Genomic DNA, 20,160 nt, shown 5'->3' on the forward strand with positions numbered 1-20,160 from the left:
GTGTTGCCTTTCGATGAGCGGTCGTGGCCGCCGCCCCGGGGGCGACGGCCGTCCGTAGACCTCGACGGTGCCGGGCCGCCGCTGCTGCGGGCCCGGGGTGCCGCTCGCCTCGCCCGGGCATTCCGACTCGTCCGCCGGGGTGGCGGGATCACGGCTGCGTGGTCAGTGCCGGAGTCGCACCGGCTTCCCCCGGGAGGAGGCGCATGAAGTTGTGTCCCGACACTCTAACGGGCGGCCATCGGGCCTGTGGGCGGCCCCCGGGGGCGGCCCCGGGGCCCGGAGCGGCCGTGCGCGCGGGTCCCTACTCCCGTGCGCCGCACCGGGCGGCCCGCCCGGGGCGGCTCACTCCAGGGTGAGCAGCCGGGCCGCGGTCTCCAGGTCCGAACGCACCTCGGCGATCGAGGAGCGGCCGGACAGCCAGGTCACCAGGGCGGACTGCCAGGTGTGCTCGATCACCCGGACCGCGGCCCGCTGCCGGGCACTGGGTGGCCGGTCCTGGGCCATGGCGTCCACCACGATGGCGGTGGTGAGCCGGCAGACCTGGTCGACCTCGGCGCTGACCGAGCGGTCGGCGAAGCTCAGCGCCCGGACCATCGCCTCGGCGAGCTGAGGTTCCCGCTGCAGTCCGTGGAAGGCGCGCATCAGCGCCTCGGTGACCCTGGCCCCCGGGTCCTCCCCGGCGGGCGGGTGGCGGCGCAGCTGCTCCAGCAGCCGTTCCAGCTGGTCCTGCATGGTGGCGACGAGCAGATGGATCTTGGAGGGGAAGTAGCGGTAGAGCGTGCCGAGCGCAACCCCGGAGGACTCGGCGACCTCCCGCATCTGCACGGCGTCGAAGCCGCCGCGGCAGGCCAGTGCCGCTGCGGTGCGCAGGATACGGCGCCGTCTCTGCTCCTGCCGCTCGGTGAGCGGCGGCCCGGCCGCCCTGGCAGCCTGGTGGGTGCCGCTTGTCACTGGGCTGGTCGTCATCGTTGGTTCCTGTCGGCGTGGCGCGAATCACCAGCCCTGCCCCCGGAGGGAGTGCTACGGACCGGTATCTTCGAGTTCTCCTACCTGTTCGATACTGAAACCTGTTCTACTTTACCCCCGGCGCGGACGCCTGCGGACGCCCTGGGGAGGTGGGAAGAAGGAGCCAAGGGTGACCGCGCAGCGATCGTCGGGGCATGTGCTCTCCCGTCCGCAGGATTCGCGGCACCGGGCGGTACAGGCGCCGGAGCAGAAGGCGGAGCGCCCGCTGCGGATCGCGCTGCTGTCGTACAAGGGCAACCCGTTCTGCGGCGGCCAGGGCGTCTATGTCCGCCACCTCTCCCGTGAACTGGCCCGGCTGGGCCACCAGGTGGAGGTCCTCGGCGGGCAGCCCTACCCGGTGCTGGACGAGGTGGACGGACCCGGTTCCGTCACCTTCACCGAGATCCCCAGCCTGGACCTCTACCGCCAGCCGGATCCCTTCCGCACCCCGCGCGCCGCCGAGTACCGCGACGCGGTGGACCTGCTGGAGGTCGCCACCATGTGGACCGGCGGCTTCCCCGAGCCGCTGACCTTCTCGCTGCGCGCCCGCCGCTTCCTCGCCGCGCACCGCGGCCGCTACGACGTGGTGCACGACAACCAGACGCTCGGCTACGGCCTGCTCGGTCTGGAGCGCCACGGCTTCCCGCTGGTCACCACCATCCACCACCCGGTCACCGTCGACCGCGAACTGGAGCTGGAGTCGGCGGCCGACCTCAAGCGGCGGCTGTCGCTGCGCCGCTGGTACGCCTTCACCAGGATGCAGAAGCGGGTCGCCCAGCGGCTGTCCCACATCGTCACCGTCTCCGGCACCTCCAAGGCCGAGATCGCCCAGCACCTCGGTGTCGACCCGGACCGGATCGACGTGGTGCCGATCGGCGCCGACACCCGCCTGTGGTCGCCCGACCCGGCGGTGCCCGTGGTGCCCGGACGGATCGTCACCACCTCCAGCGCCGATGTGCCGCTGAAGGGGCTGGTCCACCTGGTGGAGGCGCTGGCCAAGGTCCTCACCGAGCGCGAGGCGCATCTGGTGGTGGTGGGCAGGAGCCGTGACGACGGCCCGGTCGCCGAAGCGATCCGCCGCCTGGGGCTGGAGGACCGGATCACCTTCCGCAGCGGCATCGACGACGCGGAGCTGGTCGACCTCTACCGCTCCGCCGAGGTGGCCTGCGTGCCCTCCCTCTACGAGGGGTTCTCGCTGCCCGCCGCCGAGGCGATGGCCACCGGAACTCCGCTGGTGGCCACCACCGGCGGTGCCATCCCCGAGGTGGCCGGCCGCCACGGCGAGACCTGTCTCGCGGTGCCGCCGGGCGATCCGGGGGCACTGGCCGCGGCCCTGGGCCGGCTGCTGGACGAGCCGGAACTGCGTGCCCGGATCGGCGCCGCCGGCCGCGAGCGGGTGCTGGCCCACTTCACCTGGGAGCGCGCCGCGGCGCTCACCGCGGAGCGCTACCGTGCGGCCGTCGCCACCGGGGCCGGACAGCGGGCCAGGGCCGGCCACGGCTGGCGCTACGTCTGAACCGGCCGCACCCCGGATACTTCTGACGCACCATCAGGCCGGCTGACCCCCGAGCCGGCCCTCGCAGCAACGAATGGGAGCCACTCAGTGCTGACCGTCGACTTCTCGCGCTTCCCGCTCGCCCCCGGCGACCGGGTGCTCGACCTCGGCTGCGGTGGTGGCCGACACGCCTTCGAGTGCTACCGGCGAGGCGCCCAGGTGATCGCCCTGGACCGCAACGCCGAGGAGATCGCAGAGGTGCGCAAGTGGTTCGCGGCCATGGAGGAGGCCGGGGAGGCTCCGGCCGGCGCCTCCGCCACCGCGATGGAGGGCGACGCACTGGCGCTGCCCTTCGAGGACGACTCCTTCGACCGGATCATCATCTCCGAGGTGATGGAGCACATCCCGGACGACAAGGGCGTCCTCGCGGAGATGGTCCGCGTCCTCAAGCCCGGCGGCCTGATCGCCGTCACCGTGCCCCGCTGGCTGCCCGAGAAGATCTGCTGGGCGCTCTCCGACGAGTACCACGAGGTCGAGGGCGGCCACATCCGCATCTACCGTGGCGACGAGCTGCTGGAGCGGATGCGCGGCGCCGGTCTGAAGCCCTACGGCACCCACCACGCCCACGGACTGCACTCGCCGTACTGGTGGCTCAAGTGCGCCTTCGGCGTCGACAACGACCAGGCGCTGCCCGTGAAGCTCTACCACAAGCTGCTGGTCTGGGACATCGTCAAGCGCCCGATGGCCACCCGGCTCGCCGAGGCCGCGCTGGACCCGCTGATCGGCAAGAGCTTCGTGGCGTATGCCACCAAGCCGCACCTGCCCGCAGCGGCCGCAGCCGTCGACGCGTCCGCCGCCGAGAATCGCGCATGACCGCCGCCGAGGAGGTGGCCGTCCCCGACTCCCTGGTGCTGCCCGGCGTACTGGACGCCGAGCAGGCCGCGGCCACCGTCAGGACCATCCTCGCCGACCAGCGGGCCGACGGCGCCATCCCCTGGTTCACCGGCGGCCACCTCGACCCCTGGGACCACACCGAGGCCGCCATGGCGCTGGACGCCGCCGGCGAGCACACCGCCGCCGCGGCCGCCTACCACTGGCTGGCCGGCGCCCAGAACCCCGACGGCTCCTGGTACGCCTCGTACACCGACGGTCTCCCCGACAGCCGGGCCAAGGAGACCAACTTCTGCGCCTATGTCGCCGTCGGCGCCTGGCACCACCACCTGGCCACCGGCGACGACGCCTTCCTGGACCGGATCTGGCCGGTCGTCTGCCGCGCCGTCGACTTCGTCGTCGGACTGCAGCTGCCCGGCGGCGCCATCAGCTGGCGGAAGAACGAGGACGGCACCGCCGCCCCCGACGCGCTGCTCACCGGCTCCTCCAGCATCCTTCACGCACTGCGCTGCGCCCTCGCCATGGCCGACCACCTGGAGGAGCCCCAGCCCGACTGGGAGCTCGCCGCCGGCCGGCTCGCCCATGCGATCGCCCACCACCCCGAGCGGTTCCTGGACAAGGACCGCTACTCCATGGACTGGTACTACCCGGTGCTCGGCACGGCGCTCCGCGGCGAGGCCGCCCAGCGCCGTATCGCGGAGGGCTGGGAGCGCTTCGTGGTGGACGGGCTCGGCGTGCGCTGCGTCTCCGACCGGCCCTGGGTCACCGGCGGCGAGAGCGCCGAACTGGCCCTGGCGCTCTGGGCGGTGGGCCAGTCCGACCGTGCCGTGGACATCCTGCGCTGGATCCAGCACCTGCGCCACACGGACGGGTCCTACTGGACCGGCTATGTCTTCGAGGACGACGCCGTCTGGCCGGAGGAGCGCACCACCTGGACCGCCGGCTCGCTGCTGCTGGCCGTCGCCGCCCTCGGCGGCGACCATGCCACCGCGGCCGTCTTCAGTGGCGAGCAGCTGCCCTCCGGCCTGGCCGTCGCCGGCTGCTGCGAGGCCCGGGACGGCACCCGCGCCTGACCGGTCGGCAGCCGCCGGTCAGGCGTGTCGGGCGCGTCGGAGCGGCCTCGCTCGCGTCAGTCGCGTCGCGAGACACGGGTCACCAGGCTGCCCACGAAGAGGTAGACCACCGCGGCGATGCCGTAGTTGACCGTGGTCCGCAGCTTGGCGTTGTCGATGGAGAAGAGGTTCCGGGACCAGGTCGCCAGCCAGTCGGCGGCGCGCTGGAACCAGTGGACGACGTCGTTGGCGCGGTCGGCGTCGAAGAGGAACAGCAGGATCCAGATGACCAGGATCGCCGCGGCCACATGGGCCAGCAGTCTGACGATGCGCGCTATACCACTCATGGGTGGCGCCTTGCCTGCCGCGGCGCGCTCAAACGTCCGCCGCGGACGACGACGGGCGGGCCGGAACGCTCCGGCCCGCCCGCCCGCGTACTGTTGATGTTCCGTCAGCCCCGCTGGATGCCCGAGGTGTCGGAGAGCAGGCCTCGCCGGCCGTCCTGGAGCTGGGCCACCAGACCCGCCCCGCGCTGCTCCACGGCCAGGAACCAGGTGCCCGGCGTCAGCTCGCCGATCGGCGGGCCCATCGGGTTGTCCTCCGGCGTCAGCTGACGCGGCGCCGGGACGGCGAACCAGAACGGGGCGAAGTCCGGCCCGCCGGTCTGCGCCGGCATCGGGGCCGGAACGGGACCGCCGAGGGAGGGGTCCTGCACCTGGTGCATTCCCGGACCCTGGTGCTGCGGAGCGCCCCACTGCTGGGCACCGCCCTGCTGCTGCCCCGGCTGCTGCGGGGCCCCCGGGTAGCCGTACCCGGCACCCTGCTGCGGGCCGCCGGGGTAGCCGCCCTGCTGCGGGCCGCCCGGGTAGCCGCCCTGGGCGCCGGGGTAGCCCTGCTGGGGGGCCGGTGCGGCGGGACGGTCCGACAGCAGCTTCGCCTGGAGCGCCGGGACGAGCGGCGTGGCGACCGCGGCCCCGGCGGTGATCAGCGCGGCCAGGAACGCCAGATAGGCACCGAAGCCGTGCGAGAAGACATTGCTGTAGTCGAGCCCGCCGGCCGCGGGCACCGAGGCGAAGTACCCGGCGCCGTTGGCGAAGAGCGTCCACAGGGCGCTCCAGGTCGCGAAGACGGCGAGGGCGGTGCCCCACTGGCCGAGCTTCAGCCCGGCGATCTGCCGGGTCTGGGCGGCCTCGCCCTGGAAGCGGGCGAGCAGGATCAGTGCTGCTCCGGCAAGCCCGGCCAGCACCACGGACGCAAGGGTCACCAGGAAGCCGCTGTGCCAGGCGTTGTACGAGCAGGTGTCGTTCTGGCAGTCCTTCGACACCGAGTACAGCGGCAGGAAGGACGAGACGAGCAACAGCACTGCCCCGACGGCGACGGCGGCGTCTCCCCGAGTCAGAGAGCGCAGATTCACGGACGGTTCCCCTCGGTCGTGTGTCGTGGGCTGGTCGTGGTTGAGGTTCGAACGGGCCAAGAGCCTAGCGACTGCTTCCGACGAGGAAGTCAGTGAGGGCGTCGGCGATGCCCTGAGCCGCCTTCTTGCGCCATGCGGAATCCGTCATGTGACGGGCGTCGGCGGCGTTGCGCATGTTGCCGCACTCGATGAACACCTTGGGCACCCGGGACAGGTTCAGCCCGCCCAGATCGCTGCGGACGTCGATGCCCTGATGGCCCAGATAGGTCGAGTACGGCTCCCCGGTGGCCGCCGCGAAGTCGTCCCGCAGCAGCAGGCCGAGCGCGCGGGACGGGCCGGTGATCGGCCGGGTGTCGGCCTTCCCCGCGACCACCCGTGAGGGAAGGATCACATGGAAGCCGTGCCCGGCGGCCGGTCCGCCGTCGCCGTGGACGGACAGCGCCGCGTCCGCATGGGCGTCGTTGCCGATCGCCGCCCGCTCGTCGACGCACGGACCCCAGGCCCGGTCGCCGTCCTGGGTGAGGATCACCCGGGCGCCCTCGGCCTCCAGGATCGTCCTGGCGCGGCGCACCACATCCAGGGTGAAGGAGGCCTCCGGATAGCCGGCGTCGGTCTCGGTGCCGGTGGTGTCGCACTCCTTGTGCGCATTGCCGACGTCGACCTGCCTGGCGATCGCGGAGGTGTGCTGGTTGTTGGTGGGGTTGTGGCCCGGGTCCAGCACCACCGTACGGCCCGCCAGCGGCCGCCCCGCAGCGGCCGCACCGCGCCTGGACGGCGGGGCGGACCCCTTCGGGGAGGGTGTGGCGGTGGCGGGGGAGGACCCCGGCGGGGACGGCTTGCCGGTGGACCCCGACGGGGTGTCGGTCACCGGGGACGACGGCGGCGGCACCGCGGCCGCCGGCTGCGCGCCGCCGCCCGCCGCGGCCTGCCAGCCCAGCCAGCCGGCCAGGCAGACGGGCAGCAGGACGGCTGCGGCGATCAGCAGCCGTGCCCTGGGAGAGCGACGGGGGCGCAGCTCGCCGTAGGGGGAGCCGAAGAGTTCGTCGTCGGGTTGGGGTCGGTTGCGCTGGAATGGCACGGTCCGGTCAGATCCCATCCCCGGTCCGTGCCGCGAGGCCGTACCGGTTGGCGATCGGGTTCCACTTGATCACAAATGACTGCTTGCTGCGGGTGGCCTGTCCGCTGATGACGTCGGCCCGGTCGCGGTCCGCGGTACGCGGCGCAGCGCCGTTGGCACAGCCGGTGCGGATCACCGCATCGGCCCAGGTGGCATAGGAGCGGTCCGCGTCGGCCGACTGCTGCCACGCGCTGCGCAGCAACTGGGCGGCTTCCGCGCCGCCGTCGACGGCGTCCAGGTCGAGCTTGGCCAGTTGGCCGATCAGCTGCTCGCGCTGCTGGGCGGCCTGGGTGAAGACCTGCGCCGCGCTCTGCATCGACGCGGCGTCCGAGCAGCTCTGCACGGTGGCGACCGCGTTGCCGACCTGCTTGCGGGCGCCGCTGTTGCGGTCCAGCAGCCCGTCCAGCGCCCTGGCCTGCTGCCGTCCGGCGGCCTGGTCGTCGGCGGGGGACGACGATGAGGCCGACGGTGACGGGGTACCCGCGCCGCCGCCCTGGGCGGGCGGCGGCTGGGCGCTGCGGCTGGAGGAGGCGCCGGGGGTGGACCCGGCCCGGCTGCCGCCGCCGCTCCCGTCCCGGGTCAGCGCCCACACCGCGCCGCCGCCCAGGCCGGCCGCGAGCACCACCACCAGCAGCACCAGCAGCGCGGTACGGCCGCCGCGGCGGGGCGGCTCCTGCTCCTCGACGGGCCCCGGCGGGGGCTGCTGGGGGTAGCCGTAGCCGGGCTGCGGATAGCCGTAGGGCGGGGCGGGCTGCGGCGACTGGGGCTGCGGCTGCGGATAGCCGTAGGGGTGCTGCTGGGGGTGCTGCTGCTGGGGGTGGCCGTATCCCTGCGGGGCGGCGGGGTTCAGCGCGGGGCCGGGCTGAGCGGGGCCTGCGCCGGCCGCCGGGGGCTGCGGCGGCCAGGGCGCGGCGGCGGGGCGGTAGGCGGCCGTGGGGGGTTCGGGCGGGGTGGGCTGCTGCGCCTGGGGGAAGGGGGTCGCGGTGGGGGGCGGGGTGGGTGTTCCGGCGGGGCGGTAGGCGGCCGTGGGGGGTTCGGGTGCGGTGGGCTGCTGCGCCTGGGGGAAGGGGGTCGCGACGGCAGTCACGGGGGGCGTCCCGGTCGGGGCCGGGGCGGGGCGATAGGCGGCGGGCGGCTCGGGCTGCGGGCCCGCGACGGGCTTCTCCAGCGAGACGTTGAGATACGGCCGTACGGCAGGCGGCTGCCCCTCCTCGCCGTCGCCGCCGCGCCCCTGAGGTGCCTGCGCGGCCTCCTCCGGGGGCGCCGGTCTTCTCAGCCGGTGTGTGCCCGGGTCGCCGCGCCGTACCCAGCCGCCGGCTCCGCCACGTGCCGTGGGGTCCCAGACTGCCGGTGCGCTCTCGTCCCTGTCCGCCATGCCGCCTCCCCCGGTCGGTCGCCGCCGGTCCCATGGAGCTCCACCATCACCACGGCCGGTGCAGCCGCGCCGCCGTAGGGGTCACCGTACCGGGCCGCTGGGGCCCCGTTCGGCAGCGCTCACCCCGCGGACCGTCGCAGCACCCGCAGCGAGCCGGTCACCGACACCTCGTGGAAGCCCTCGGCCAGCGCCCGCAGATACACCCGGTACGGCGCCTGACCGCCGTCCGCCGGGTCGGGGAACACATCGTGGACGACCAGCAGCCCGTCCTCGGCCAGGTGCGGCACCCAGCCCTCGTAGTCGGCGGTCGCATGCTCGTCGGTGTGGCCGCCGTCGATGAAGACCAGTCCCACCGACGTCCCCCACACCGCTGCGACCTGCGGCGACCGCCCCACGAGGGCGATCACGTGGTCCTCCAGGCCGGCCGCGTGCAGGGTGCGGCGGAAGGTGGGCAGGGTGTCCATCCGGCCGACCTCCGGGTCGACCAGCGCGGCGTCGTGGTACTCCCAGCCGGGCTGCTGCTCCTCGGAGCCGCGGTGGTGGTCGACGGTCAGGGCGACCGTCCCGGCGTCCCGGGCAGCGGCGGCCAGCAGGACGGCCGAGCGTCCGCAGTAGGTGCCGATCTCCAGCAGCGGCAGGCCGGTGCGGGCCGCGGCGTCGGCCGCGGCCGCATACAGCGCCAGACCCTCGTCGACCGGCATGAAACCGGTCGCCGCCTCGAACGCCGCCAGCACCTCTGCCCCGGGCCGCGCCGCGACGCCGCTGCTCTGCGCCATGCCGTACTCCTGATCTGCGGGTCCGTCGTCTGCCTGCTGGACCATACCCGCCGTACCGCGGGGCCAGGAACCGCGGACCCCGCTGCCGGGGGGATGCCCCGGCGGCCCTGCGCGGCCCCGGGGCACAGGCCGGTTACTCGTGGGTAGAAGATGGCGCGGCGGGGGTTTCGGGAGCCCCCGCCGATGCGTTATACATGGAGTCCACGCCTAGAACGCGTTCTAGGCGATGCACCGTGATCGCGGCCCAGGCCGCAGCGGACGACCCCGGCGCGGCCGCAGGTGCGGACGGCCGCGCCGGGGTTCCCTTCCCGCGCCCCGCACACCCTCGGCACTGACGGGAGTCGCGCCGTGCGCGCAGCGATCCTCCATGAGATCGGCCAGGAGAAACTCGACGTCCGCAGTGACGTGGAGACGGTACCGGTGGGCCCGGGGCTGGTGCGGGTGCGGCTCCGCGCCGCCAGCCTGTGCCACTCCGACCTCTCCGCCATGAGCGGCGTACTGCCCCAGCCCGCCCCGTTCGTCCCCGGCCACGAGGGCGCGGGCGAGGTGGTGGAGACCGGCGAGGGAGTCAGCGGTCTGGCGCCCGGAGACCATGTGGTGCTCTGCTGGATGCCGCCCTGCGGCAGCTGCGCCCACTGTCGGCGCGGCCAGGGCCAGCTCTGCACCGCGAGCCTCGCCCGGCTGCGCACCCCGGGCTTCCGCCACGACGGCCGTGCGCTCTACGGCTTCTACAGTGTCGGCACCTTCGCCGAGGAGGTGGTGGTCGCCGCGGAGAGCGCCATCAGGGTGCCCGAGGACGTGCCCTTCGAGGTGGCGGCGCTGGTCGGCTGCGGGGTCACCACCGGCGTGGGCGCGGCGGTGAACACCGCCCGGGTGGAGCCCGGTTCCTCGGTGGCGGTCATCGGCTGCGGCGGGGTCGGGATCGCCGCGATCCAGGGGGCCAGGGTGTGCGGTGCCGGGCAGATCGTCGCGGTCGACCCGGTGGCCTCCCGCCGCGAGCGGGCCCTGGCGTTCGGCGCCACCGAGGCCGTCGCCCCCGAGGAGCTGAAGGCCGCCCGCAAGCGGCTCACCGACGGCGGCTTCGACTGTGTCTTCGAGGTCGTCGGACGGTCCGTCACCACCCGTGCCGCCTATGACGCCACCCGGCGCGGCGGCGCCGTGGTGGTGGTGGGGGCGGGCGCCCGCGACGACCGGGTGGAGTTCTCCATGGGGGAGCTGTTCTTCGACGAGAAGCGCATCCTGCCGTCGATGTACGGCGGCGGCGATGTGCTGCGCACCGCCGACCGGGTGCTGCGGCTGTGGCGGGCGGGCCGGCTGGACCTGGAGCACATGATCACGCATCGGGTGCGGCTGGAGCAGGTCAACGACGCACTTGCGCAGATGCGCAGCGGTGAGGCGCTGCGCACGGTGGTCACCTTCGACTGAGGCGGACGGCCGACCGGCCGCCAGGGTCGCCGGTTCGCCCGGCGGTGCTCCTGCCCGACACGCAGGAGGCCCCGCACCCGGCCCGGGTGCGGGGCCCCCTGCGCTGCTCAGGCCTCGGCGGACGCAGTTTCCGCAGCGCGGCGATGGCGGCCGTGGCCGGCCTCCGTCGGCTGCGGGGCGCTGCCGTCGTCCAGGGCGCCGGTCCCGCGGTGCCGTCCTGCGGTCCCGGCGCCCGGAGCCGCCGCCTCGGCAGCGGCTCTGTCAGTGGTGTCGGTGAAGGCTTCGGACATCAGTGGTTCTTCTCCATGCGAGTGACGGGAGTCGGTGGTGCGTCACGGCGCATCGGCCTTCGGGCATGCCGAAGCGCCCGGCGGAGCGCGGGTGACAGGTCACCGCGGCGACCGCTCGCAGGGATCACCCTACCCAGGCTGTCACGACCGGTGCACGCTCGGTCCCGAACCGTCAGCGATGCCGTCCCGGAAGGGAGCCCGACCGGCGTGCAGAAAGGCCGCCAGCAGCTCCCGCAGCGCGGGGGCGCCCTCCTCCGCCAGCAGCTCATGGCCGGCCCCCGCCACCTCCACGTACCGGAAGTCGGCGCCCTCCGTCCGCCCGACCCGCAGCAACTGCTGGCGCAGTGCGCGTGACTGGCTCACCGGCACCACCTCGTCGCGGTCCCCGTGCACCATCAGCAGCGGTATCTCGATGCGGTGGCAGAGCCGCAGCACATCGCGCGGCCCCCGCTCGTCGTCGATCGGCACCCCGCCGCCCAGCCTGGTGGTGAGGGCCCGAACCGGGGCGGCCGCCTCGGCCAGCAGCCTCGCCCCGGAGAGGAACGGCGCGACCACCGCGCAGCGGGCCACCTGTCCCGCCGGGGCGTGGCAGGCCGCCAGCAGCGCCAGAAAGGCGCCGTAGCTGATACCGAAGAGGGCGGGCGGTTCCAGGCCGAGGGCCGCACGGCGGGTTGCCAGCTCCGAGAGCAGGCAGAGCACATCCTCCAGATCGGGGCCGCCCCAGGCGCCGCGCAGGCAGAGCGCGTACTCGGGGCCGTAGCCGCTGCTGCCCCGCTGGTTGGGGGCGGCCACCGCGACACCGTCGGCGGCCAGGCGCTGCAGGGTCGGCTCGAACTCCAGCCGCCAGGCGTCCGTGGGGCCGCCGTGCAGCGCCACCACCAGATGCCGGGCGGCGGCCCAGCCCGCCCCGCCGTACACCACCGCCTCCATCCGACCCTCGGCGGCGGGCACCGCGGCCGACCCGGCGGGCTGCCAGCGGCCCCCGTCGCCGGGCGCGGCGGCGCTGCCGTCCAGCCGCCAGCCGGTGGTGACCGGGACCGCGGCATCCGGGGGGCGGCGCGGGGCCGGCGGTCGCAGCAGGGCCGCGACGTCCAGGGTGGCCATGGCGGCGGGCCGGTCGGGTGCGGAGTACGGCATCCGCAGACCCGCCGCCGACCAGTGGGCCACCCCGCCCAGCCGGCCGGCGGGGACGGGCAGCGGATCGAGCCTGCCGGTCGCCGGGCTCCACAGGGCCAGTGCCGAACCGGCGCCGCGGTCGAGCTGCACGGCGACCCGGGGCTCGGCCCGCCCCGGCTCCACGGCGACCGGGCGCAGCAACGTACCGGGCCGGTGCAGGGCCTCCGGGAAGCGCAGCGGATCCGGCCCGCCCAGCAGGCCCCAGCCCAGACGGTCCTCGCCCGGTGCGTCACTGCGGACCAGGGCCAGCCGGGTGCCGGGGTCGAAGAGCACCAGTCGGTCGTTGGTCGGCTGCTCGGCGAGCTCCAGCAGCGGTGTCACCGCGCCGGAGGTGAGGTCCAGCACCACGCTTCTGACCGTCCCGTCGGCGACCCGGTCCAGGGCGAGCAGTCGCCCTTCGTGGTCCAGCCAGGTGCCGCCGCCGAACAGCCCGGGAACCTCGGCGGCGCACTGCGGGGCGGCGCCGTCGCCGGGGCCCAGCAGCCAGACCGAGGTGGCCGGGCGGGCGTCGGTGGCCAGCGCCACCGCGACCGGTGCACCGGGCCGGACCGTCGCGGGTACGGGCAGCGGGAGCAGCCGCAGGGCGGGTGCCCGCAGGGTCCCCACAAAGTGCTCCTCGGCATGGGACACCGCGGGGGCGAGTACGGCCAGGCGGTTCAGGTCCCCGTCCCGGCGGCAGACCAGCACCCGGCCGTCGGCGAGCGAGACCACCTGGGTGTGCGGGTTCTCCGGACGGCCGCCGGGCAGCGGCAACGCGGTGGGCAGGGCCGCTCCGCCGGGCGCGTCCAGCCGCCAGCTCTCGGCGTACCAGCGGCCCCCGTCGGCGGCGGCCACACAGGCGGCGTGCGAGCCGTCGGCGGAGAAGGTGAAGCCGACGCGGCGCAGTGCGGGGGCGGCGGTCCGGGTGGAGGGGGTCACGGGGCGGCCACCGGGATCGGGCGGCGGGCGGCAGCGATGCCCGCGGACCCCCATCCGCCGGCACCGCCCCCGCCCGCCTGTTCCTCCTCCACCGGTGCCCGGCCCGGGAACCTGCGGCTCGGTGTGCCTTTCCCCATCCCACACCTCCGCCCTCGGACCCGTCGGCGGCCGACGCAGCCGGTTTTGGAATGCGGGGTGGCAGCGGACTCAGCTCTGGTCCCCCTGAACCGTCCGGTCCGCCCTGCCCCGCGCAGCACCGAAACTACGGCCGGGTCCGCACGGCACGAGCCCCCGGCGGCGCGCCTTCACTCATACGGGTGGTCCCGTTCGACTTCCCCGTACAGAGCCGCTGCCGGCGGTCTCCCGCCCCGGAGCCCGCCGCCCGTCCTATGCTGGTCCCGACTGCGGCGGAGGGGGAGGGTCGACGTGTCGTCAACTGTGCACGAGAGCACGACAGTTGTGGTGATCGGGGGCGGTCCGGCCGGGCTGACGGCGGCCACCCTGCTGCTGCGGCAGGGCATCCCCTGCGTGGTGCTGGAACGCCGGCCGCGCTCCCGGGTGGAGCAGCGGCAGCGGGCCGGCATCGTGGAGCACCGGGCGGTGCGGATGTTCGAGGAGTGGGGCCTGGCCGAGCGCATCCTCGGCGGCTTCCCCTTCGACGGCGTCCTGGAGTTCCGGGTGGACGGCGAGAGCCGCCTGGTGGACGAGGCCGGTGCCACCGGAGACCTGAAGGGCCGGCTCTGCCCGCAGCAGATCATGGTGCAGCGACTGATCGCGGCGCTGCTGGAGGACGGCGGGGACCTGCGCTTCCAGGCGGCGGACGTCGCCCTCGACGGCCTCACCGGCGACCGGCCGCGGGTCCGCTACCGCGACCCGGGCGGCGTGCTCCATGAGATCGCCTGCGAGCTGGTCGCCGGCTGCGACGGGGACCGGGGTGTCAGCCGGGCGTCCATCCCGGACGGCGTCCTGACGGCCTACCCCTTCGACCACGGCATCGCCTGGCTGACCGTCCTCGCCGACGCGGCCCCGCCCCGCCACCCGCTGCTGGCCGTCAGCAGCGAGGGCTACGCCGCGCACTTCGCGCGCGGGCCACACGCCAGCCGCTTCTACCTCCAGGTGCCGCCCGGCGACACCGAGGAGGCCTGGGGCGACGACCGCATCCGGCAGCAGCTGCGCACCCGGCTGGGCGCCGACGTGCTGCCTGCCGATGCCGGGATCACCGAGAAGGAGGTCTTCCACCTCCGCAGCGTGGTGCACGAGCCGATGAGCCACGGCCGGCTGCACCTGGTGGGCGACGCGGCGCACATCATCTCCCCGATGGGCGGCAAGGGCATGAACCTGGCGCTCTACGAGGCCGAGGTCTTCGCCCGCGGGGTGGGGGCCCTGGTGAAGGAGGGCGACGGGGAGCCGCTGCGCTCCTACTCCCGGGTCTGCCTCCAACGGGCGTGGAACTACCAGGAGTTCTCCCGCTGGATGACCGAGATGCTGCACGACGCCGGCGACGACAGCCGGAGCGGCCCCTTCCGGCGGCGGCTCGCCCGTGCCCGGCTGGACCGGCTCTCCACCTCCCGCGCCGCGGCAGGCGCCTTCGCCGAACTCATGGCCGGCCTCGCCTGACCCGCCCACCGGCGGCGCACCCCGCGGCCCGGCCCCAGGCCCGGCCTGCAGGGAGCCGTCCGGCGCTACTCGCTCTGGCCAGCCGGCGGCGCACCTCGCGGGTGCGCAGAAAGGCCGCCACGTCCTCGTACCGCTCGCTGCCGTTGGCGAACTCGACATACGCCCGCGCCCGCTGGAGCCACTCCAGGGTGCTGGGCCGCACCCGGTCCACGGCGGCCAGCAGCCCGGCGGTGCCCAGCGGTGGTTCGCCGCCGCCCCGCAGCGCCTCCTCGATCAGCTCGTCGACGGCCCGCTCCACCACGGCCCGCAGGTCGGCGCCGGAGAAGAGCGGGGTGCGGGCCGCCACCGCGGCGGCGTCCACCGCACCCTCCCCGGTGGGCAGGCCCGCGGTGTGCACCCGCAGGATGTCCGCCCGGGCCGGCTCGTCGGGCGGCGGCACGAAGACCACCCGGTCGAAGCGGCCCGGCCGCAGCATGGCCTCGTCCACGTCCCAGGGGGCGTTGGTCGCGGCCATGATGGTCAGTCCGCTGTTGTCGGAGCCGATCGCGTCCAGCTCCTGGAGCAGGACGTCCACCAGCCGCCGGGCCTCCGAGCCGCGGTGCTTGTGGCGTGCGTACGCCAGCCCGTCGAGCTCGTCCAGGAAGATCACGCAGGGCCCCACCGCACGGGCCGTCTCGAAGGCGTGGTGCAGATTGCGCTCCGAGATGCCCTGGTACGGGTCGATCACATCCTCGATCCGGACATTGAGGAAGGGCAGCCCGCACTCGCCGGCCGTCGCCCGCGCCAGCAGGGTCTTGCCGCAGCCGGGCGGGCCGTAGAGCAGCACCCCGCCGCCGGTGCGACGGCCGTACGCGGCGAACAGCTCGGGCCGGGAGCGCGGGAGCACCACCATGCGGTGGATCAGCTTCTTGACCTCGGCCATGCCGCCGACATCGTCGAAGGTGGTGGACTCCGGACCGGTGTCGTCCCGCTGGACGTCGCCGTCGTGCTCCTCGGCCCCGTCGGCGCGGACCCGCAGTGCGCCGCTGCGTTCGGCCACCCGCTCGTCGACGCGCCGCTGGAGCGCCGTCACACTCTCCACGACCCCGGCGTGCCGGGCGGCCTCCAGACAGGCGCGGGCCAGGTCCAGCCGGTCGCCGTCCAGGGCCGCGGAGCCGACCTGGAGCAGCGACTCGGCGGGCAGCGCACCGGCCTGGAGCAACACCTCGAAGTGGGGGAGCGACTGCTCGCCCAGCCCCTCGCCGAGCAGCGCCTCGGCGAGGATCAGCCGCAGCATGGTGTCGTCCGGGCTGGCTTCGACCGCGCGCCGCAGCGACTCGATCCGCTCCTGGCTCATCGCAGAAGTCCTTTCCTGAACAGCAGGCGCACCACCGGAGGCGCGATCCATGAGTAGGCGCAGAACGCCAGCCAGGCGACGGTCAGCGGTGCCGCCACCACGCCCAGTCCGACCGCCCGCAGTCCGAACTGGATCAGCACCGCGGTGATCCACACCTGGAAGGTGCTGAACCGCTGGAAGGGCCGCAGCGGCCGCAGCAGCCAGTGGTTGGCCACCTTGAGCGTGCGGGCGGCCTCCACCACATGCCGGTTCTGCGGGTTGCCCGCGGCTGCCGCGCGGAAGCCGGCGTAGGCGGTGGTCGCGTCGCCGCGGTGCGAGGCGGCCAGCCCGCGCAGCGCATGGGCGCCGGCGTCGTCAGGGTCGGCGGCCAGCATCGCCGAGACGATCCGCTGGGCCTCCTCGTGGTCGCCGCGGGCGATCGCCAGCACGGCCCTGGTGTGGATGACGGCGCGGGCCTCGGGCTCCTCGGCGGCGGCGCGGGCCAGCAGCTGCCGGGCCTTGTCGTGCTGTCCGGCGAAGCCGCAGAGCTTGGCGTAGGTGCAGAGCAGCCAGACATGGTGCGGATCCAGCGTCAGTCCGTCGAGGCAGGCGCGCTCGGCCTCGGCGGTGCGGCCCAGGTCGGCGAGGGCCTGCGCCAGTACGCCCAGCAGTCCGGTGTCCGGGCCGTGCGAGGCAAGACCGGTGCGGGCGATGTCCACGGCGGCCTGGTCCTCGTCGGCGAGGTGGTGGGCCAGCGCACGGATCCGGAACGCCCGCCGGGACACCGCCTGCTCGCCGGTGACCCGGCTGAGCGCGTCCAGGGCGCGGTCCGGACGGGCCCGCTCCAGCCAGTGCTCGGCCAGTGCCAGCGCCTCATCGCCCATGTCGCCGTTCATCGGTCCACCGCCTCCAGCACTGCGTCGATCGCCACCAGTTCCAGCAGGCCCAGCACCAGCACGGCGGCGATGCCGGGACCCAGCAGCCGGGCGTGCTTGCCGCCCTGCAGGGCGAAGGCCCGGTTGCGGTCCCGCTGGAGCCGCGCCTGCACCAGGTAGGCGGCGACCGGCACCAGCCGCAGCAGGCCCAGCCCGGCGTTGCCGGCCCGGTCGCCGACCACCAGCATCAGCACGATGGTCAGGGCCAGGGCGGCGGCGCCGATCGCGCTGATGACCAGGACGGTGCGGCGCGGCAGACCCAGCCGGACCGCATTGGCCACCGCGACCGCGGTGCCGGCCAGGGCGCCGCCGAAGAACGCCACATAGCCCTGGGAGGAGAGCCGCCAGGGGGCGGCGCCCCGGCTGGTCTGCTGCAGGGTGGGCTGCAGAAGCGGGTCGGTGGATGTCACTGCCGCAGTCTGGCGTACGGGTGTGAGCACTGACCAGCGGGGGGCGGGGAACGGCCCGGCTGCGCGGTAGTCTCGACCCGTGCCCAGACTGTCCGACGTCATCAGCGTGCTCGAGGAGCTCTACCCGCCGCAGTGGGCGGAGTCCTGGGATGCCGTGGGCCTGGTGTGCGGTGACCCGGACGCCGAGGTGGCCCGGGTGCTGCTGGCCGTGGACCCGGTCCAGGCCGTGGCCGACGAGGCCGTGGAGTGGGGTGCGGACCTGCTGGTCACCCACCATCCGCTCTATCTGCGCGGCACCACCACCGTCGCGGCGACCACCTTCAAGGGCCGCGTCGTCCACACCCTGATCCGCAACTCCGTGGCGCTGCACGTCGCCCACACCAACGCCGACCATGCCGACCCGGGTGTCTCCGACGCCCTGGCCGAGGCCGTCGGGCTGCGGATCACCGGGCCGCTGGTCCCCGATCCCACCGATCCGGCCGGCCGCCGCGGCGCCGGCCGGATCGGCGAGCTGCCCGAGCCCGAGTCGCTGTCCGCCTTCGCCGCGCGGGTCGCGGCCGGGCTGCCCGCCACCGCGGCGGGCGTCCGGGTCGCCGGCGACCCGGACCGGCCGGTGCGGCGGGTCGCGGTGTGCGGGGGCAGCGGCGACGGTTTCCTCGCCGAGGTCCGCGCGGCCGGCGTCGACGCCTATGTCACCGCGGACCTGCGCCACCACCCGGCGTCCGAGGCTTTCGAGGCCGCGCCCGTCGCCCTGGTCGACGCGGCGCACTGGGCCACCGAGTGGCCCTGGCTGGCGCAGGCCGAACGCGACCTGGCCACCGCGGCCGGCAAGCGGGGCTGGGCACTGGAGACCAGGGTCTCCCGGCTGGTCACCGACCCGTGGACGGCCCACGCGCCCATGCCGCACCCCACCGACTGACCGTCCCCCACGATTCCAGGAGCTTCCGCTGAACGCCGCGCCCGCCGACCAGATCCGCCTGCTGGACCTGCAGGCCCTCGACTCCCGCCTCGACCAGCTGGCCCACCGGCGCCGGTCGCTGCCCGAGCACGCCGAGATCGAGAAGGCCACCGCCGACCACACCGCACTGCGGGACCTGGTGGTGGCCGCCGAGACCCAGCTCGGCGACACCGCCCGCGAGCAGACCAAGGCCGAGCAGGACGTCGAGCAGGTCCGCACCCGCGCCGTCCGCAACCAGCAGCGGCTGGACTCCGGTGCGATCACCTCCCCCAAGGACCTGGAGAACCTCCAGCACGAGATCGGTTCGCTGGCCAAGCGCCAGTCCGACCTCGAGGACGTCGTCCTGGACGTCATGGAGCGCATCGAGTCCTCCCAGAGCCGGGTCACCGAGCTCACCGCCCGCCTGGAGCACTCCTCCGTGGTGCTCCAGGAGGCCGTCGGCCGCCGTGACGCCTCCTTCGCAGAGATCGACGCCGAGGTCGCCAAGGTGACCCGCGAGCGGGAGACCGTCGCCGTGGTCATCCCCGCCGACCTGCTGAAGCTCTACACCCGGCTGCGCGAGCAGCAGGGCGGCATCGGCGCGGCCCGGCTCTTCCAGCGGCGCTGCGAGGGCTGCCGGGTGGAGTTCTCCACCGCCGACCTCAACGCGGTGAAGGCCGAGCCCAAGGACGCCGTGGTGCGCTGCGAGAACTGCGGCCGCATCCTGGTCCGTACCGCCGACTCCGGGATCTGAGGCCCATGGCGCCCCGCAGGTTCATCGTCGAGGCCGACGGCGGCTCCCGGGGCAACCCGGGCCCCGCCGGCTACGGCGCGGTCGTCCGAGACGGCGACACCGGCCAGATCATCGCCGAGGCCGCCGAGTACATCGGCCGGGCCACCAACAATGTGGCCGAGTACCGCGGCCTGATCGCCGGACTGCGGGCCGCGCAGGCCATCGACCCGGACGCCCGGATCGACGTCCTGATGGACTCCAAGCTGGTCGTCGAGCAGATGTCCGGCCGCTGGAAGATCAAGCACCCCGACATGCAGCCGCTCGCCGCCGAGGCCCGCGGCGTCTTCCCGCGCGACCGGGTCGTGTACGCCTGGATCCCGCGGGAGCGCAACAAGGACGCCGACCGGCTCGCCAACGAGGCCATGGACGCCGGCAAGGCCGGCCGCCAGTGGGAGCCCAGGGCGGTCCCTGAGCCCAAGGCCGTCCCGGTGGCACCCAAGGCCGTCGCAGTGGCGCCCGAGGCCGTCGCGGTGGCGGAGGAGCAGCCGCAGGCTCCGGTACGGCCGGCCGGCTGGGCCGCCGACCTCGGCACCGCCAGCACCTTTGTGCTGCTGCGCCACGGGGAGACCCGTCTGACCCCGGAGAAGCGGTTCTCCGGCAGCGGCGGCAGCGACCCCGAGCTCTCCGACAAGGGCCTGTGGCAGGCCGAGCGGGCCGCCGCGGCGCTTGCCGCCCGAGGCACTGTCCAGGCCGTGGTCAGCTCACCGCTGAAGCGGGCCCGGCAGACGGCCGAAGCCGCTGCCGCACGGCTCGGCCTGGAGGTGCGGATCGACGAGGGGATCCGGGAGACCGACTTCGGGGCGTGGGAGGGACTGACCTTCGCCGAGGTGCAGCAGCAGTACCCCGCGGACCTGGAGGCCTGGCTCTCCTCCGCCAAGGCCGCGCCGCCCGGCGGCGAGAGCTTCGCCGCCACCGCCCGCCGGGTCTCCCTGGCCCGCGACAAGCTGCTGGCCCGCTACTCGGGCCGCACGGTCCTGCTGGTCACCCATGTCACCCCGGTGAAGACCCTGGTCAGGCTGGCCCTGGGCGCACCCCCGGAGTCGCTCTTCCGCATGGAGCTCTCCGCTGCGTCCCTTTCCGTGGTGCAGTACTACGCGGACGGAAACGCCTCGCTGCGTCTCCTCAACGACACCGGCCACCTGCGCTGACGCAGGCAGCGCCGCAGGACCGGCCCGGTACGCTCCGCCGGAGTGCACCGCAGGGAACCGTCTCCGCTGCC

19 protein-coding genes and 1 riboswitch are annotated in these 20,160 nt (G+C 74.6%); of the genes, 8 read left to right on the forward strand and 11 right to left on the reverse strand.

What is annotated here, in order from left to right; all coding sequences use genetic code 11:
- Positions 1-115 precede the first annotated feature (115 nt).
- A riboswitch (cobalamin riboswitch) is annotated at positions 116-190 on the reverse strand.
- 152 nt (positions 191-342) lie between these two features.
- Positions 343-966: a TetR family transcriptional regulator gene (locus tag AB0761_RS27295; protein ID WP_377271777.1), complete on the reverse strand. Its 624-nt coding sequence runs from the start codon at positions 964-966 to the stop codon at positions 343-345.
- Between the two features lie 196 nt (positions 967-1,162).
- Between AB0761_RS27295 and AB0761_RS27300 the strand changes: the two genes are divergently transcribed.
- The 3 genes from AB0761_RS27300 to AB0761_RS27310 all read left to right on the forward strand — a co-directional run bounded on the left by AB0761_RS27300 (position 1,163) and on the right by AB0761_RS27310 (position 4,464).
- On the forward strand, positions 1,163-2,521 hold the full coding sequence (locus AB0761_RS27300) for a glycosyltransferase family 4 protein (protein WP_377274350.1): 1,359 nt from the start codon (positions 1,163-1,165) through the stop codon (positions 2,519-2,521).
- A gap of 87 nt (positions 2,522-2,608) precedes the next feature.
- Positions 2,609-3,373, forward strand: coding sequence for a class I SAM-dependent methyltransferase (locus AB0761_RS27305; protein ID WP_377271778.1), 765 nt, complete (start codon positions 2,609-2,611; stop codon positions 3,371-3,373).
- Positions 3,370-4,464, forward strand: coding sequence for a prenyltransferase (locus AB0761_RS27310; RefSeq protein WP_377271779.1), 1,095 nt, complete (start codon positions 3,370-3,372; stop codon positions 4,462-4,464). The genes AB0761_RS27305 and AB0761_RS27310 overlap by 4 nt, the downstream gene beginning before the upstream one ends.
- A 56-nt stretch (positions 4,465-4,520) precedes the next feature.
- Here the strand turns inward: AB0761_RS27310 and AB0761_RS27315 are convergent, their stop codons facing one another.
- The 5 genes from AB0761_RS27315 to AB0761_RS27335 all read right to left on the reverse strand — a co-directional run bounded on the left by AB0761_RS27315 (position 4,521) and on the right by AB0761_RS27335 (position 9,125).
- Positions 4,521-4,790 (reverse strand): hypothetical protein, encoded by a 270-nt coding sequence (locus AB0761_RS27315; RefSeq protein WP_377271780.1) that lies wholly within the window; start codon positions 4,788-4,790, stop codon positions 4,521-4,523.
- Positions 4,791-4,894: 104 nt separating this feature from the next.
- Positions 4,895-5,857 carry a hypothetical protein gene (locus tag AB0761_RS27320; protein WP_377271781.1) on the reverse strand — a complete coding sequence of 321 codons (963 nt, stop codon included), beginning with the start codon at positions 5,855-5,857 and terminating at the stop codon, positions 4,895-4,897.
- A gap of 64 nt (positions 5,858-5,921) precedes the next feature.
- Entirely contained in the window at positions 5,922-6,953 is a 1,032-nt protein-coding gene (locus tag AB0761_RS27325) for an N-acetylmuramoyl-L-alanine amidase (RefSeq protein WP_377271782.1), read from the reverse strand.
- Positions 6,943-8,349 (reverse strand): hypothetical protein, encoded by a 1,407-nt coding sequence (locus AB0761_RS27330; protein ID WP_377271783.1) that lies wholly within the window; start codon positions 8,347-8,349, stop codon positions 6,943-6,945. The genes AB0761_RS27325 and AB0761_RS27330 overlap by 11 nt, the downstream gene beginning before the upstream one ends.
- A 119-nt stretch (positions 8,350-8,468) precedes the next feature.
- Positions 8,469-9,125: a class I SAM-dependent methyltransferase gene (locus AB0761_RS27335; protein WP_377271784.1), complete on the reverse strand. Its 657-nt coding sequence runs from the start codon at positions 9,123-9,125 to the stop codon at positions 8,469-8,471.
- Between the two features lie 348 nt (positions 9,126-9,473).
- Between AB0761_RS27335 and AB0761_RS27340 the strand changes: the two genes are divergently transcribed.
- The gene (locus AB0761_RS27340; RefSeq protein WP_377271785.1) at positions 9,474-10,550 is read left to right on the forward strand and encodes a Zn-dependent alcohol dehydrogenase; all 1,077 of its coding nucleotides are present in this window, start codon (positions 9,474-9,476) and stop codon (positions 10,548-10,550) included.
- 107 nt (positions 10,551-10,657) lie between these two features.
- Here the strand turns inward: AB0761_RS27340 and AB0761_RS27345 are convergent, their stop codons facing one another.
- Together AB0761_RS27345 and AB0761_RS27350 are read right to left on the reverse strand one after the other, a co-directional pair.
- Complete coding sequence (locus AB0761_RS27345; RefSeq protein WP_377271786.1) at positions 10,658-10,840, reverse strand: hypothetical protein; 183 nt, start codon at positions 10,838-10,840, stop codon at positions 10,658-10,660.
- Positions 10,841-10,981: 141 nt separating this feature from the next.
- Entirely contained in the window at positions 10,982-12,934 is a 1,953-nt protein-coding gene (locus AB0761_RS27350) for an alpha/beta fold hydrolase (protein ID WP_377271787.1), read from the reverse strand.
- A 426-nt stretch (positions 12,935-13,360) separates the two neighbouring features.
- Here AB0761_RS27350 and AB0761_RS27355 point away from each other — a divergent pair, with 426 nt between their 5' ends.
- Positions 13,361-14,551 (forward strand): 4-hydroxybenzoate 3-monooxygenase, encoded by a 1,191-nt coding sequence (locus AB0761_RS27355; RefSeq protein WP_377271788.1) that lies wholly within the window; start codon positions 13,361-13,363, stop codon positions 14,549-14,551.
- Here the strand turns inward: AB0761_RS27355 and AB0761_RS27360 are convergent.
- The 3 genes from AB0761_RS27360 to AB0761_RS27370 are packed head-to-tail and all read right to left on the reverse strand — an operon-like array spanning position 14,532 to position 17,211.
- On the reverse strand, positions 14,532-15,887 hold the full coding sequence (locus tag AB0761_RS27360; RefSeq protein WP_377271789.1) for an AAA family ATPase: 1,356 nt from the start codon (positions 15,885-15,887) through the stop codon (positions 14,532-14,534). The two genes, AB0761_RS27355 and AB0761_RS27360, sit on opposite strands and share 20 nt — an antisense overlap.
- Positions 15,884-16,762 (reverse strand): tetratricopeptide repeat protein, encoded by an 879-nt coding sequence (locus tag AB0761_RS27365; RefSeq protein WP_377271790.1) that lies wholly within the window; start codon positions 16,760-16,762, stop codon positions 15,884-15,886. The genes AB0761_RS27360 and AB0761_RS27365 overlap by 4 nt, the downstream gene beginning before the upstream one ends.
- Positions 16,759-17,211: a hypothetical protein gene (locus AB0761_RS27370; protein ID WP_377271791.1), complete on the reverse strand. Its 453-nt coding sequence runs from the start codon at positions 17,209-17,211 to the stop codon at positions 16,759-16,761. Before AB0761_RS27370 ends, AB0761_RS27365 begins: the two co-directional genes overlap by 4 nt.
- A 79-nt stretch (positions 17,212-17,290) precedes the next feature.
- On the opposite strand from AB0761_RS27370, the gene AB0761_RS27375 reads away from it, so the two are divergent.
- From AB0761_RS27375 to AB0761_RS27385, 3 genes are read left to right on the forward strand one after another with little or no spacing between them, the layout of a single operon-like run.
- Positions 17,291-18,130, forward strand: a complete 840-nt coding sequence (locus AB0761_RS27375; RefSeq protein WP_377271792.1) for a Nif3-like dinuclear metal center hexameric protein — start codon at positions 17,291-17,293, stop codon at positions 18,128-18,130.
- Positions 18,131-18,158: 28 nt separating this feature from the next.
- Positions 18,159-18,902, forward strand: coding sequence for a zinc ribbon domain-containing protein (locus AB0761_RS27380; RefSeq protein WP_377274352.1), 744 nt, complete (start codon positions 18,159-18,161; stop codon positions 18,900-18,902).
- 5 nt (positions 18,903-18,907) lie between these two features.
- Positions 18,908-20,089 (forward strand): bifunctional RNase H/acid phosphatase, encoded by a 1,182-nt coding sequence (locus AB0761_RS27385; protein WP_377271793.1) that lies wholly within the window; start codon positions 18,908-18,910, stop codon positions 20,087-20,089.
- Positions 20,090-20,160: the final 71 nt, after the last annotated feature.

It is taken from the genome of Peterkaempfera podocarpi (assembly GCF_042466665.1).
GTDB classification, from domain to species: domain Bacteria; phylum Actinomycetota; class Actinomycetes; order Streptomycetales; family Streptomycetaceae; genus Peterkaempfera; species Peterkaempfera podocarpi.